The organism is Delftia sp. RIT313 (genome assembly GCF_000632165.1).
Classification (GTDB): domain Bacteria; phylum Pseudomonadota; class Gammaproteobacteria; order Burkholderiales; family Burkholderiaceae_C; genus Comamonas; species Comamonas acidovorans.
This window is the reverse complement of sequence record NZ_JFYT01000068.1, coordinates 1-13,960: the sequence shown is the minus strand read 5'-3', so window position 1 is coordinate 13,960 and position 13,960 is coordinate 1. Positions and strand designations below refer to the sequence as shown.

Below are 13,960 nucleotides of genomic sequence, written 5' to 3'. Positions count from 1 at the left end.
GAGGACCAGAGCATGCTCACCCACCTCCCCGCATCCGCACACCGCCCCCGAACGCGCCGGCAAGGGCGCCGACAAGGGCGCCGGCAAGGCGGCAGCCTGCTCGTGCAGTTCGCCCTGCTGGGCTCGGTGCTGTTTCTGTTGCTCGGCGTCGTGGACCTGGGCTACATGTACTACGCCAAGCGCGACCTGCAGCGCATTGCCGATCTGGCGGCCACCCAGGCGGCCCAGGCCATCAATGCCGAGCGCAGCAACCGCGCTGCCTGCGTGACGGCGGGCGAGGACAGCATCACGGCCAACTGGCCGGTTCCACTGACCCGCAACAGCAGCCAGACCGTGGTCAGCTGCGGCAACTGGAACCCGGCGGACCCGGCGCGCCAATCGAGCGGCGGCCGCTTCTTCGACGCCAGCTCCGGCCCGCTCAACGCGGCGCGCGTGACGGTGGGCGGCACCTCGCCCACCATCTTCCCCGGTCCCTGGAGCCGTGCCGTGGTGGCCGAGGCCATTGCCATGCGCAACGACTCGGTGGCGTCCTTCCAGGTGGGCTCGCAGCTGCTGCGCTTCAACAAGGACACGCCGCTGGGCGGGCTGCTGGGCCTGGTGGGGCTGGACGTGGGCATGCTGACCCTGCTGGACTCCAAGGGCCTGGCCGATGCCAAGATCAGCCCGGCCGGCCTGCTCAAGGCCCTGGGCGTGAACCTGGGCATAGAGCAGTTGCGCGCGCTGTCGCCCGAGGGCCTGGCCAACATCGCCAGCGTCACCCTGCTGAACGTGATCGACGCCTCCATCAGCGCCATCACCGACAACGCGCTGGCCGTGCAGCTCAATGCGCTCAAGACCCAGATCATCAACGCGGGCCTGAGCACCATCAAGATCCCGCTGGGCAGCCTGGACGATCAGAAGGGCCTGTTCGCCTTCCTGGGCGCCGGCCGCACCGATCCGCTGAACGCGGCCATGGACGTGCAGCTGGGCATTGGCGACCTCTTGAAGACGGCCATTGCCATCGGCGCCAACGGCCATGCGCTGCAGGCCAACCAGCTGGATGTGGCCGGGCTCATCAAGGGCCAGCTGACCATCGTGCAGCCGCCCACCATTGCCGTGGGCCCCGTCGGCACGCAGGGCTACAGCGCGCAGATCCGCCTGAACCTGAACGTGGACACGGACCAGCTGCTGGGCGGCGCACTCAAATGGCTGGTCAAGGACATCCTGGGCACCCAGGTCAAGCTGCCCATTGCCGTGGACATCACCAACGCCACGGGCACGCTGACGGCGCTGCAGTGCAGCGCCAGCCCGCAGACCATGGACCTGTCGGTCAAGTCCTCCATCCTCAACGCCTGCGTGGGCAAGATGGACCCCAACAACAAGCAAAGCTGCGAGAAGGGCCTGCAAAATGAGCAGCTCATCACCCTGCTGCACCTGCCCGTGCTGAACGGCAAGCTGTGGGTACCGGCCCTGGAGTACACGGACTCCACCACGGGCCTGGGCATGGAGCCGGGCTACGAAGATCCGGCCGACCCCAACTGGTCCAAGACCAACCGCTCCACACAGGTGAACCAGCTGGCGCTGGGCGACACGGTCAACAACATCGTCACGGGACTGCTCAACCTGCTCAGCGGCCTGTTGCAGCCACCGAACAGCACGCCCACCGACATCACCACGCGCCTGCTGGGCTCCTACCTGGACGCCTCCATGGTGAACGGGCTCTACAACGTGACCAGCCTCACCAACCTGCTGCTCAGCGGGCGCGGCGTGGCCGGCGACAAGGACTACATGCCGCCGCTGCTCACGTCCAACTTCACGTTCAACAACGCCATCGCCAAGTCCTGCCTGCTGGTGGCCTGCCCGTCCTCCACCTGGAACAGCGGCACGTTCTCGGCCGCCCTCAACTCCTACACCAGCGTGCCCGGCGGCCTGCTGGATGTGCTGGGCATCTCCACCTACGACAACGGCTACCAGAGCTGCGCGGGCCTGCTCAGCTCGCTGCTCAACTGGAATGGCTGCGTCAAGAACAACGTGACCAAGCTGCTGACCTCGCACCCGCAGTACCTGTACGCGATCAACCCGAACAGCCCCGAGATCCAGTCCCTGCTCAACCGCGACAACAACCTCACCTGCACCGGTGCCCTGTGCACCTTGCTCAAGCCGCTGGTCACCACCGTGCTCAAGCCCATCCTCAACGGCGTGGGCACGCTGCTGACCAGCGTGCTCAAGGACACGCTGGGGCTGGAGGTGGGCCGCACCGACATCAAGGCCCTGTCCATCGGCTGCGACACGGCGCAACTGGTTTTCTGAACGGCAGGCAAGGCCATCCAATCCATGAATCGACAACGAGGGAATGCAACGTGAATCTGGACGAGCTCGTCATCTATGTCTGGGAAGGCCAGGCCGACATCGCCGAGCGGGTGGAGCGCTGCGTGCTCAACCTGGGCGTGGACGTGGTGCGCGCCGACGGGCTGACCCTGCCCGCCGACACCAGCGAGCTGGGCAATGCGATTGCCGTGGTCAGCGTCTCGGTGCTGGAGGGCGCGCGCTTCACGCGCCAGGGCGTGGAGGGCACCTTCGGCATGCCCGTGCTGTGGGTCAGCGCCAAGCAGCGCGACGCCAACGCCGGCACCTATGCCATGGAGTACTCGCATGTGCTGCCCTTCGACTTCACGGGGGCCGAGCTGCGCGCCATGCTGGTGCGCATCCTGCGGCGCATGCAGAGCAACCAGCGCCAGGTGCAGCGCTCGGAGGACATCATCGCCGTGGCCGACTGCATGCAGCGCCTGCTGCGCGACGTGGACACCTTTGCCGACTGCGAGCACAGCGTGCTCATCATCGGCGAGACCGGCGTGGGCAAGGAGCGCATTGCCGAGCGGCTGCACGAGCGCAACAACCGCTACGGCCAGGGCCCCTTCGTGGTGGTCAACTGCGGCGCCATCCCGGACGGGCTGTTCGAGTCCCTGTTCTTCGGCCATGCCAAGGGCTCGTTCACGGGCGCGGTGAATGCCCACAAGGGCTATCTGGAGCAGGCCAACGGCGGCACGCTGTTCCTGGACGAGATCGCGGACCTGCCGCTGTACCAGCAGGTCAAGCTGCTGCGCGTGCTGGAAGAGCGCGCCATCACGCGGCTGGGCTCGGCCGCCGCCGTGCGGCTGGACTTCCGGCTGGTGGCGGCCACCAACAAGCCGCTGCGCGGGCTGGTGCGCGAGGGGCGCTTTCGGGCCGACCTGTTCTTCCGCCTGGCCGTGATCGAGCTGCAGATCCCCAGCCTGGAGGAGCGCGGCGAGGCCGACAAGCTGGCCATCTTCCACGCCATCCTGCGCAAGGTGGTGGGCGAGGCCACGATGAAGGAACTGGGCGAGGCGCCCTTCTTCATCCTCGACGCCGTGGCCCAGATGTACTTCCCCGGCAATGTGCGCGAGCTGCGCAACCTGGCCGAGCGCATCGGCGTGGCCGCCCGCCAGACGCGCGACTGGAACGCCGACGGCGCAACGCAGCGCATCCTGCAGCACGCCCAGGCCCTGTCGGCCACCACCTTCCCGCCGGACGCGGGCGCCGCCGAGCCCCTGCTGGCCGACCGCAGCAACTGGGACATGGACGAGCGCAACCGCATCATCGCGGCGCTCAACACCAACGACTGGAAGCGCCAGAACACGGCCCAGCACCTGGGCATCAGCCGCAAGGTGCTCTGGGAAAAGATGCGCAAGTACCAGATCAGCGACGGCGAGCCCGAAGTGCCCGTGCCGGGCTGAGCACGCCCTCCGACACATCCCCATCCCCCCACGCCATGGAGACCTCCACGAACATGCAGGACAAGCCGGTCATCATCTTCGTCAGCGCCGTCTACCCCAGCCAGTACAGCCTGCTGTGCAGCCACCTTCGCGCCAGCGGCGCGGCCGACAGCTGGTTCATGACCATGCCCGGCCATGCCGAGAACTACGCCAGCCAGTGCGACCACCTGCTGTCGTTCCGGCCCGATGGCGACATCGTCGGCCCGCAAAGCTACTACTACTCCAGCAAGGTGGAGCGCTCGGCACGCATAGGCCGCGGCCTGCTGCAGGGCCTGCAGGCCTTCGAGAAGGAAAAGGGCAAGCGCATCGACGTGGTGGTCGCCCACTCGCTGTGGGCCGCGCCCAACCTGCTGTACGGCGAGATCGATGCCGCCATCGTCAGCTACATCGAATTCCCCAGCTACCGCGTGCACGGCAACGAGCCCGACTACCCGCCCGACCTGTCCCAGCGCCTGGCCGACCGCAACATGGAAATGCTGCACTACCACCAGGTGCTGTGCAGCGACCTGACCATCACGCCCAGCGCCCATGCACGCTCGCTGTTCCCGCCGCTGCTGCAGGAGCGCGTGGCCGTGCAGTTCGAGGGCTTCGACATCCAGGCGCCCGACGAGCAGGCCGAGCCGCCGCCGCGCCAGGACACGCGCTTCACCGTGGCCTTCTCATCGCGCGACCTGTCCAGCTCCAAGGGCTTCGAGACCTTCATGCGCCTGGTCGATCGACTGGTGCGCGAGGGCGATGGCCAGCAGATGCGCTTCATCGCCCTGGGCGACCCCACGGCCGTGACCTACGGTTACGAACAGCAGTGGGTGGAGCGCCGCTACCAGGGCAAGGTGGCCAGTTTCCGCGACCATCTTCTGCAGATCCACCCGGCCGCCCAGGTGGTGGAGTTCCCGGGCAAGCTGCCGTATGACGAGTTCGCGCGCACGCTGGCCTCGGTGGACCTGTTCCTCTACCCGCTGCGCTATGGAGTGGCCAACTGGGGCCTGATGGAGATCCTGGCGCGCGGCGGCTGCGTGATCGGATCGAACTGGGGCTTTGTGCCGGAGCTGGTGCAAAACGATGTCAACGGCCTGCTGCTGCCCGACAGCGACGACGCCTGGATCGGCGCCATCCGCCAGCTGCGCGACGACCCGGCCCGGCGCCAGCGCTACGGCCGGGCCGCGCGCGAGACGGGCAAGCGCTTTCACATCTCCAACGTGGCTCCGCGCTTCATGGACCTGTTCCGCCTGGCCATGGCGCGGCGCAGGGCCGCCCCGCTGATGCTGGAGTGAGGTGCCGCCCCGGCCCGGTCAGGCGCGACCCAGGGACGGCCCAGGGCCAGGATCGGTCCAGGCCTCAGGCCCGCGCCTGCAGGAAAAATCCCGTGCCCATGCCGGTCTCGGCGGCCGACACCTCGGCTCCACCAGACACGGTGGAGGCCGCCACAAGAGCAGACATGCGCTCCATGCCGCTCCAGCTCAGGGCCATGTCCAGCTCGTCGCCGTCCTGCACCTCGGTCGCCTCCAGCACCTCCAGCACGTCTTCCACGCGCACCACCTGGTCCAGCAGGCCATGCAGCGAGGGCCGGGCGATGAAGAAGCCCTGCGCGCCATGGGCGCCCGCCAGCGCCACGGCCTCCAGGCCCTGGGCGGACTCGATGCCTTCCACGATCACGCAGGCGCCCCGGTCGGCGCACAGGCTGACCAGGCCCTGCATCATCCGGGCCGAAGGCCGGGCCTGCAGGCTCTGGTCCAGCACGGACTTGTCGATCTTGACGATGTTGGCGCGCAGCTTGCCCAGAATGTCCAGGCCGCCGCGCCGGGGCACGATGTCGTCCAGCGCCACGCGCACGCCCAGGATCTGCAGGTGCCGCACCAGGCCCAGCGCGGCCTTCTCGCAGGGGAAGGCGCCGGTCTCGGTGATCTCCAGCACCAGGCGCTGGGCGATCTCGGGCCGGTCCTCCAGGTAGTCGAACACGCCATCCCACCAAGCGTCGTCGCAGAACGAGGCGGCCGACAGATTGCAGCCCAGGCTGTGGCCAGTCTTCATCTCCAGCGCGCCTATCACCGACCACAGCACGCTGCGGTCCAGCCGCGCGGCCAGGCCCAGGCGCTCCAGCGCCTCGATGGCATGGGGCACGGCATAGTTGTCGTAGGCAGAGAACACGCTGCGGCGCAGCAGGCACTCGTGGTAGAGCGTGCGGCCCGCGCCGGCCCCACTGCCCCCGCCTGCCATGCCTGCGGGCTCCAGCAGCGTCACGGGCTGGAATGCCAGCGCCAGGTGGCCCAGCCGCAGATCGTCCAGCAGGCGGCCCGCCAACTGCATGTCGGCCTGGTAGGCCTTGATCAGCCTGGGGTGCATCCTGCGCACCGCCATGTCCTGGACGCCCGCCGTGGCGTGGCCCTTGCCGCGTATCTCGTGCAGGCCCGTCAGGGAGACGCAGCCCAGCGCCTGCACCTCGGCGCGCAGATAGGCCTGGCGCGCGCCGTCCACCACCGGGTCGCGCACCAGGGCGGACTCCAGCGCATGCATCCAGCCATGCCGGGCCTGATTGCCGGGCAGCACCGTGTCTGCCATCGTGCGGGGATCGAACCCCCGAACCAGCACCGTGTCGCCCGCACGCTCCAACGATTCGGCATCGATGCCCAGGCCCGTGAGCCGCTCCACGCAGACCCGCATGGCCTCGTCGCAGAAGCCGTTGCCGTAGACGCTGCGCCAGGTCTGCAGAGGCGACAGCCAGATGGCCAGGTCCACGGGGGTGTCGCCGGGCGGAGCTTCGATGATGTCGTCGTGCATGGTGTGCTCCTTCATTCAACGGCCTGCAATGGGTTGTGAATAGCAGTGAAATCCGATCGCCCTGCGCCCCCGGCCGGACGGCCCGCCGCCGAGCACGCCGGCATCCACGGCCGACAGTGCCAGGTCCACATGGCCGGCCACCAGGTCAAAGACCACCGAGCAGGCATCCGCCTTGCGGCTGAAATACGCCAGCGTGGCGTCCGTGCCACCTGCGAAGCTGCCCAGCAGCGCCTGCCCGTCCTGCTCCTGGAACACGGCCTGCGCGCCGCCCTGCTGAGGCACGATGACGCGGTCGCCCTGCTGCAGCACGGCGCCGGCCTGGGCCGCGATCACATCGTTGCGCCGCACGATGCGCACGCCCTCGCTCACGCGCGTCAGCATTGCCACCGGCGCCATCTGTGCATGCGCGCCTCCATCACCGGCCTCGCGCGCTGAGGCAAAGCCAGAAGCGCGCGGCACCGCCGCAGACGCAAACGAGGCGGGCACGTTCAACGGCTTGCTGCGCGCCCTGTCCGGGTGGGCGCGCAGTCGCGGCAGGGGCACGCCTGCAAACGACAACGAGACAGCGGCCATGGTTTCTCCTCCGAAAGACTGCGATCAATGGGGCGGGTGGCGCAGCGCCCGGTTTTCCAGACACTGCGACAAGCTTTTTGCATCCTGTTGCAACAAGCGTGCCATGGGCCTGGCCGTCTTCACCCAACGCAAAGCCATCTGTAACCTATTGATTTATTTGAACACCCACGCACAGCCGCCGCCATGTCACCGCGCGGCGTTACGGGCGATGTCACGTAACGCCGGCGCGCCACGGCGTTACTTTCACGGCGGCCGCGCGGGCCGACGCGGCCCTGGCTGCCAGGCGCGGCCCCCCTTTCGGTGTATGTTCCAGCGCATCACTTTCAGGAGCCGGCCCTGTCCCCGCAAAAGTCCATCCAACGGGATCTGGTGATCCTCTGGCTCACCATCTCGGCCGTCGCCCTGGTGCTGGCGTGGCTGCTGCTGCTGCTGAGCCGGCAGGGCACCGACCAGCAGGTTGCCCGCGCCCGCGACGCCGCAGGCGTCAGCTGCAGCGCACTGCAAGCCGGGGCCGCGCGCATGGGGCTGGCGGGGCTGATGGCGGACACGCCCAGCGCACAGGCCCGGTCCGCCGCGCAGGCCGTGCTGGACCTGGCGCTGCGCGACCGCCCCGGCATGGAAGGCGGCTTCTGGCGCGAGGGCCCCGGTGTCGTGGCCTATGCCTTTCCCACCTATGACGGCTCGGGCATCAAGCGTGATGCGCCCAGTGCGGAGATGGAGCGCATCGCCTCCACCGCCCAGCGCGCACGGGACAGCGCAGGCCTGGTGACCGACCTGCGCCCCGGCCTGCGCGAGGCGGTGGTCTTTGCCGCCTGCCCGGCCCAGGCCGATGCGCCCGCCCTGGTGGCCTGGACGCTGATGCGCGTTCCCCTCATCAGCGCCGACGTGGTCAACCCCCTCATCCTTGCCGTCAGCCTGCTGCTGGGCATGGTCCTGGTCTCGGGCCTGTGGCTGGGCAGAATGCTCCGGCGCTGGCAGCGGCAGTCGGCTCAGATGGAGCAGCAACTGCTCAGTGCCGAACGGCTGGCCACCCTGGGCCGGCTGTCCGCAGGCCTGGCGCACGAGATCCGCAACCCGCTGGGCACCATGCGCATGAAGGCCGAGACCGCGCTGGCAGCGCCCGCGCCACTGCGCGAAGCGCGCAGCCAGGGCGCCCTGGAGGCCGTGCTGGCCCAGACCGCGCGCCTGGAAGACCTGGTATCGAGCCTGCTGGCCTTGACCCAGCCCTTCCGGGTGCAACCGGAGCCGGTGGACCTGCAGCAGCTGCTGGACGAAAGGCTGCAGGCACATGCCGAGCTGGCCCAGGCCAGGGGCGTGCAACTGGCAACGGCGGTTTCCGCCGGCCTTGCCCGGGACCTGCAGGATGGGCGCCGCCCGCTGCTGGACCCCGTGCAGATGGCCAGGGCGCTGGACAATCTGCTGCTCAACGCACTGGCGCACACGGCGGCCGGCGGCCGGGTGGAACTGGGCGCGGACCGCAGCGGCACCACCGTTTCCCACCGCAACAGCCCGCTGCAACTGTGGGTGGCCGATGACGGCACGGGCATTGCGCCCGAGTTGCGCGACACGCTGTTCGAGCCCTTCACCACCGCGCGCCCCGGCGGCACCGGGCTGGGATTGGCGCTGGTGCGCGAAATCGTGCTGGCCCATGGCGGCCGCATCGCGCTGGGCAAGACAACACAAGGCACCCGCATAGAAATGGAATTTCCATGGCCCGCATCCTGATCGTTGACGATGACACGGCCTTCCGCGAAAGCCTGGCCGAGATGCTGGGCGACCTGGGCCACGCGGTCAGTGCGGCGCCCACGGTGGCGGCGGGGCTGCAGGTGCTGCAGGCCGGTTCGGTGGATGTGGCCATCGTCGATCTGCGCATGCCCGGCGAGGACGGGCTGGCCTTCCTGCGCAAGGCCCGCGGCCTCTCGCGGGCGCCCTGCATCATGCTGACGGCCTATGCCAGCGGCAGCAACACCATCGAGGCCATGCGCCTGGGCGCCTTCGACCACCTGACCAAGCCCATTGCCAGAACCTCGCTGGTCGAGGTGCTGGAGCGCGCCTTGCTCAGTGCCGGCCAGGCCGGCAGCCCCGAGAACGCGGCACAGCACCCGGCGCAGAACCCGGAGCAGGAAGGCGATGAAGCCGAGCTGGTCAGCGGCAGCGAGGCCATGCGGCAGGTCTTCAAGCGCATCGGCCTGGCGGCGGACAGCGACGCCACCGTGCTGGTGCTGGGCGAGACCGGCACGGGCAAAGAACTGGTGGCCCGAGCCCTGCACCGCAACAGCGCCCGGGCGGAGCGCCCCTTCGTGGCCGTCAACTGCGCGGCCATTCCCGCCGACCTGATGGAAAGCGAACTCTTCGGCCATGTGAAGGGCGCCTTCACAGGCGCCGTCAGCGACCGCGCCGGGCGCTTTCGCGAGGCGCAGGGCGGCACGCTGTTCCTCGATGAAGTGGGCGACATGCCGCTGCCCACGCAGGCCAAGATCCTCCGGGCGCTGCAGGAGCGCGAGATCACGCCAGTGGGCGCCAGCCGGGCGCTGCCGGTGAACGTGCGCATCATCGCGGCCACGCACCGCGACCTGCCCGCAGCCGTCAAGGAGGGTCGCTTTCGCGAGGATCTCTGGTACCGGCTCCAGGTCGTGCCCGTGCACCTGCCGCCGCTGCGCGAGCGCCTGGGCGACGTGCTGCTGCTGGCCGAGCATTTCCTGCGCCAAGGCGGCAGCGCCTCGCCCAAACGCCTGGGTGCCGACGCCGCGCGCCTGCTGCTGGCGCACGACTGGCCCGGCAATGTGCGCGAGCTGCGCAACGCCATGGAGCGCGCGGCCCTGCTGTGCCCCGGGCCGGTCATCGGGGCCGAGCACATCGGCCTGCAGCCTGCAGCGGCACACGGGCCCGCCATCGACTGGAACGGCCCGCTGGCCGCCGCCGTCGCCCAGCTGGAGCGCGAAATGGTCACGCGTTCCCTGGCCGCCGCCACGGGCAACCGTGCCGAGGCCGCACGCCGCCTGGGACTGTCGCGCCAGCAGCTGTACCGCAAGCTGGCGGAGTTCGGGCTGGGCTGAGGCCGCAATGGGCGCATGGGCGCATGGGCGCATGGACGCACGGACGCGCGGACGCGCGGACGGCACCGCATGTGTCCGATACGGTGACACCGGCTGTCTCCACATCGGACACCGGGCTCGCAGCGCCCGCTGCAAGCCCTTGATTTCATGAAGATTCCTGATGGCATGGCACTTGCATTGACGGATGCGTGTCCATTGCCAACCAAGGAGCCCTCATGTCCCGATTTGTTCTTACCTCCGCCGTTCTGTGGCTGGGTTCCAGCGCATTGAATGCGCATGCCGTGCCGCCCGGCGGCTTCGCCTCTTCGGCCCCTTCAGCCCCTGCAGGGCCTGGCGCGCCGCACGCACAGGCCGTGCTCGAAAGCGCCGTCGCCCGGCTGCTGACCAATCCGTATGGAGAGGTGGACGGCCTGCGCCTGACCGACGGCACGGTGGTCCGGTTCCCGCCGCATATGTCCGACGCGCTCACGGCAGCCGTGAAGGTGGGCGACACGGTGCGCATCATCGGCCGCAGCGAAGCCGGTGGTGCGGTCAAGGCAGATGCCATCGTGAACTCGGCCAGCGGCCAGACCGTGTACGACCAGCCGCCCGCCCGCGACGGCGCGCGCCCCATGCCGCCGCACCTGCGCATGGCCGGACTGCAGACGCAGCAGGCCCAGGGCCGCATCGAGGCTGTTCTCACCGGCCCGCGCGGCGATGCCAACGGCGTCATCCTGTCCGACGGCGCCATCGTGCGCTTTGCCCCCCATGCGCTGCAGCAGCCGCTGCAGCCGGGGCAGCTGTTTGCCGCCTCGGGTCTGGGCACGCGCAACGCGCACGGCACCTCGCTGGAGGCCACCAGCATGGGTGCCAGCCTGTCGGACCTGCAGCCGCTGTACGACGGCGCGCGCTGACACCACCGCCCGGTCCCCGGGGCCGGGCGGGCTCCTGTCCCTTCCTGCTGTTCTGCTTTCCCGCCTTCACCGAACCCCACCATGTCCCCCAAGATCGCCCCCGTCCTGCTGCTGCTGATCTCCAACGTCTTCATGACCTTCGCCTGGTACGGGCACCTGAAGTTCGAGAACCGGCCGCTGTACCTCGTCATCCTGGTGAGCTGGCTGATCGCGCTGGCCGAGTACTGCTTTGCCGTGCCCGCGAACCGGCTCGGCCATGAGGTCTACAGCGCGGCCGAGCTCAAGACCATCCAGGAGGTGATCACGCTGGTGGTGTTTGCCGTCTTCTCCGTGCTCTACCTGGGCGAGAAGCTCACCCTCAACCACCTGGTGGGCTTCGGCTTCATCTGCCTGGGCGCCTTCTTCGTGTTCAAGGGCCCCCTGCGCTGAAGGAAGCCTCCATGCACCGCACACACCACCATGCGCGGCGCTGGCTGCCGGGGCTCAACTTCTTCCTGGCCGATGTGCGCGACGGCCTGGGACCGTTCCTGAGCGTGTTCCTGCTCGCCCAGGGCTGGCGGCTGGACGACATCGGCTACGTCATGGCCCTGGGCGGCATCGCGGGCATGCTGGCCACCACGCCGCTGGGCGCGCTGGTCGATGCCTCGCGCCGCAAGCGCAGGCTGCTGGCAGCGGCCATCGCCCTGCTGCTGGCGGGCAACCTGGCCATCTGGATCGCACCATCGCTGGCCGTGACGGCGGCATCGCAGGTCATCACCGGCGTGGTCGCGGCCCTGATCGCACCCTGCCTGCTGGGCATCACGCTGCAGATCACCGGCCATGCGGACCTGCCCCGGCAGCTGGGCATCAACGAAGCCTGGAACCACGCAGGCAACGTGGCCACGGCCGCACTGGCGGGGGCCATGGGCCTGCGCTGGGGACTGCCTTCCGTCTTCGTGCTCATGGCCCTGATGGGCTGCGCCTCGCTGGCCTGCCTGGCGCTGATGCGGCTGGATGAAACCCCGCAAGACACGCCGCCCCCAGAGCAGACCGGGCCTTGCGCACCCGGCCTGCTGCACGTGCTCACGGGCACGCCGGCGCTGCGGGTGCTGGCCGTGGCCATGCTGCTGTTTCACCTGGGCAATGCCGCCATGCTGCCGCTGCTGGGCCAGGCCGCCGTGGCGCGCGGCCATGCCAATCCCAGCGGCTTCACGGCGCTGACCATCATCGTGGCGCAACTGGTCATGATCCCCATGGCCCTGCTCGCCGGGCGCCACGCCCAGCGCAGCGGCTACTGGCTGCTGGTCAAGGCGGCCCTGCTGTCGCTGCCGCTGCGCGGCCTGGTCGCCGCCACCTGGGATTCGGACTGGGCGCTGATTCCCGTGCAGGTGCTCGACGGCGTGGGCGCGGGGCTGCTGGGCGTTGCCCTGCCGGGCCTGGTCGCGCAGACGCTGCGCGGCACCGGCCACGTCAACGCGGGCCTGGGCGCCGTGATGACGCTGCAAGGCCTGGGCGCGGCCGCCAGCCCGGCACTGGCGGGCTGGATTGCGCAGCGCTTCGGCTTTGATGCGGCCTTTCTTTCGCTGGGCGGCATCGCGGTGCTGGCGCTGGCGCTGTGCTGGTTCGGCGCGCCTGCCGAACCAAGGGCCCCACACCTCCAGCCCAAGACCTGACATCAGGCCATGCGCGGCCCGCTTTCAGGGCATCTGGAAACATTTGGGGGCCTGGAAACATAGGAGAATTCCTAGGACCCGAATCAGAACCCGCGCCATCGCGGACTTGCCTCCCAGCGGCCAGCGCCTGCCGCCCCCGAATGACTGTCAAGAACAAGAAGCCTTCCGCGCGCAAGCGCAGTTCCTCCCCCGCCTCCAAGAAGAAAGCCTCCGGCCGCAGCGGCCTGTGGCGCTCCATGTTCGCCGCCCTTGTGGCGGCAGCGGGCACCTTCCAGATCGCCAGTTGCAGCCTGGACCCGAACTGGCACCCCAAGCTTCCCGAGCCGCCCTTCCTTTCCACCCTGCCCATCCCTGGGCTGGAGCACCTGCGCAAGCAGCCGGAGACAGGTTCGGGCACGGCCTCCGGTGGCGGCAGCCCGCCAGCCGGCAGCATGGCCACGGGCTTTTCGCACTGCCGCGACTTCTTCCCCGGTGGCGAGCCCCCTGCCCTGCAGATCCAGCCCCAGCAGCGCGAGCTGTGCTTCAGCGCCTTTGCCGTGCTGCACAGCGGCCAGACCAAGACGCCCGTCTTCGTGGTGGAGCGCCTGAACCGCAAACTGCTGGACCAGGGCCAGGGCCTCAAGCGCAGCGACAAGTTCTATGCCGATGCCCGCCTGCCCCGCGCCGAGCGCGCCGAACTGGACGACTACCGCCGCTCCGGCTACTCGCGCGGACACATGGCGCCGGCCGGCGACATGTACTCGCCCGAGGCCATGGCCCAGAGCTTCAGCCTGGCCAACATGGTTCCGCAGGACCAGACCCACAACGGCGGCGTCTGGAGCAAGGTCGAGCAGGACACGCGCCGCTACGCCCAGCGCGCCCAGGGCGATGTCTATGTGTTCACCGGGCCGGTGTTCGACGGCCAGCCCCTGACCATCGGGCCGGGCAAGGTCCATGTGCCCAGCCACATTTTCAAGCTGGTCTACGACGCGAGCACGGGGCGTGCCTGGGCGCACTGGCAGGCCAATAGCCCGGATACGCGGATGAGTGCGCCGATCAGTTATGAGGAATTCACTCGGAGGACGGGGATGCCGTTGTTGGCGGGGGTGATGAGGGGGCGCAGCTAGTCTTCTGGCGTGGGCCAGGGGGGCTGTTTCTTGCCCCTGCCGGGGGGTTGTTTTTCGAGGCCGGGTCTCGGCCCGGCGGCCGACTGCCCTTTCTTGATTCGCCAAGAAAGGTCAGATCAAAGAAGGCGACCC

11 protein-coding genes are annotated in these 13,960 nt (G+C 69.2%); 9 read left to right on the top strand and 2 right to left on the bottom strand.

Features of this window, described 5'->3' with window-relative positions:
* Window positions 1-12: 12 nt before the first annotated feature.
* The 3 genes from BW39_RS20475 to BW39_RS20465 are packed head-to-tail and all read left to right on the top strand — an operon-like array spanning window position 13 to window position 5,044.
* Window positions 13-2,289 carry a TadG family pilus assembly protein gene (locus tag BW39_RS20475; RefSeq protein ID WP_043823915.1) on the top strand — a complete coding sequence of 759 codons (2,277 nt, stop codon included), beginning with the start codon at window positions 13-15 and terminating at the stop codon, window positions 2,287-2,289.
* A 50-nt stretch (window positions 2,290-2,339) separates the two neighbouring features.
* The gene (locus BW39_RS20470; RefSeq protein ID WP_013803762.1) at window positions 2,340-3,734 is read left to right on the top strand and encodes a sigma 54-interacting transcriptional regulator; all 1,395 of its coding nucleotides are present in this window, start codon (window positions 2,340-2,342) and stop codon (window positions 3,732-3,734) included.
* A gap of 35 nt (window positions 3,735-3,769) precedes the next feature.
* The gene (locus tag BW39_RS20465; RefSeq protein WP_175403303.1) at window positions 3,770-5,044 is read left to right on the top strand and encodes a glycosyltransferase; all 1,275 of its coding nucleotides are present in this window, start codon (window positions 3,770-3,772) and stop codon (window positions 5,042-5,044) included.
* Window positions 5,045-5,108: 64 nt separating this feature from the next.
* Here BW39_RS20465 and BW39_RS20460 read toward each other — a convergent pair whose 3' ends face one another.
* Window positions 5,109-6,548, bottom strand: a complete 1,440-nt coding sequence (locus BW39_RS20460; protein ID WP_043824128.1) for an EAL domain-containing protein — start codon at window positions 6,546-6,548, stop codon at window positions 5,109-5,111.
* Between the two features lie 15 nt (window positions 6,549-6,563).
* Window positions 6,564-7,121 (bottom strand): hypothetical protein, encoded by a 558-nt coding sequence (locus BW39_RS20455; RefSeq protein ID WP_043781120.1) that lies wholly within the window; start codon window positions 7,119-7,121, stop codon window positions 6,564-6,566.
* A gap of 300 nt (window positions 7,122-7,421) precedes the next feature.
* Between BW39_RS20455 and BW39_RS20450 the strand changes: the two genes are divergently transcribed.
* The 6 genes from BW39_RS20450 to BW39_RS20425 all read left to right on the top strand — a co-directional run bounded on the left by BW39_RS20450 (window position 7,422) and on the right by BW39_RS20425 (window position 13,828).
* The gene (locus BW39_RS20450) at window positions 7,422-8,846 is read left to right on the top strand and encodes a sensor histidine kinase (protein WP_200871533.1); all 1,425 of its coding nucleotides are present in this window, start codon (window positions 7,422-7,424) and stop codon (window positions 8,844-8,846) included.
* Window positions 8,831-10,177, top strand: a complete 1,347-nt coding sequence (locus BW39_RS20445) for a sigma-54-dependent transcriptional regulator (protein WP_043823914.1) — start codon at window positions 8,831-8,833, stop codon at window positions 10,175-10,177. Before BW39_RS20450 ends, BW39_RS20445 begins: the two co-directional genes overlap by 16 nt.
* A gap of 215 nt (window positions 10,178-10,392) precedes the next feature.
* Complete coding sequence (locus tag BW39_RS20440; protein WP_043824124.1) at window positions 10,393-11,070, top strand: hypothetical protein; 678 nt, start codon at window positions 10,393-10,395, stop codon at window positions 11,068-11,070.
* An 81-nt stretch (window positions 11,071-11,151) separates the two neighbouring features.
* Window positions 11,152-11,499 (top strand): DMT family protein, encoded by a 348-nt coding sequence (locus BW39_RS20435; protein WP_012203978.1) that lies wholly within the window; start codon window positions 11,152-11,154, stop codon window positions 11,497-11,499.
* Between the two features lie 11 nt (window positions 11,500-11,510).
* On the top strand, window positions 11,511-12,722 hold the full coding sequence (locus BW39_RS20430; RefSeq protein WP_043823913.1) for an MFS transporter: 1,212 nt from the start codon (window positions 11,511-11,513) through the stop codon (window positions 12,720-12,722).
* A 140-nt stretch (window positions 12,723-12,862) separates the two neighbouring features.
* Window positions 12,863-13,828 (top strand): DNA/RNA non-specific endonuclease, encoded by a 966-nt coding sequence (locus BW39_RS20425; protein WP_043823912.1) that lies wholly within the window; start codon window positions 12,863-12,865, stop codon window positions 13,826-13,828.
* Window positions 13,829-13,960: the final 132 nt, after the last annotated feature.

What these genes read in the sequence shown, in the direction of transcription:
- BW39_RS20475 (WP_043823915.1), top strand. Translation starts at nt 13, where the DNA reads ATGCTCACCCACCTCCCCGCATCCGCACACCGCCCCCGAACGCGCCGG.
- BW39_RS20465 (WP_175403303.1), top strand. Translation starts at nt 3,770, where the DNA reads ATGGAGACCTCCACGAACATGCAGGACAAGCCGGTCATCATCTTCGTC.
- BW39_RS20460 (WP_043824128.1), bottom strand. Translation starts at nt 6,548, where the DNA reads ATGCACGACGACATCATCGAAGCTCCGCCCGGCGACACCCCCGTGGAC.
- BW39_RS20455 (WP_043781120.1), bottom strand. Translation starts at nt 7,121, where the DNA reads ATGGCCGCTGTCTCGTTGTCGTTTGCAGGCGTGCCCCTGCCGCGACTG.
- BW39_RS20445 (WP_043823914.1), top strand. Translation starts at nt 8,831, where the DNA reads ATGGCCCGCATCCTGATCGTTGACGATGACACGGCCTTCCGCGAAAGC.
- BW39_RS20440 (WP_043824124.1), top strand. Translation starts at nt 10,393, where the DNA reads ATGTCCCGATTTGTTCTTACCTCCGCCGTTCTGTGGCTGGGTTCCAGC.
- BW39_RS20435 (WP_012203978.1), top strand. Translation starts at nt 11,152, where the DNA reads ATGTCCCCCAAGATCGCCCCCGTCCTGCTGCTGCTGATCTCCAACGTC.
- BW39_RS20430 (WP_043823913.1), top strand. Translation starts at nt 11,511, where the DNA reads ATGCACCGCACACACCACCATGCGCGGCGCTGGCTGCCGGGGCTCAAC.
- BW39_RS20425 (WP_043823912.1), top strand. Translation starts at nt 12,863, where the DNA reads ATGACTGTCAAGAACAAGAAGCCTTCCGCGCGCAAGCGCAGTTCCTCC.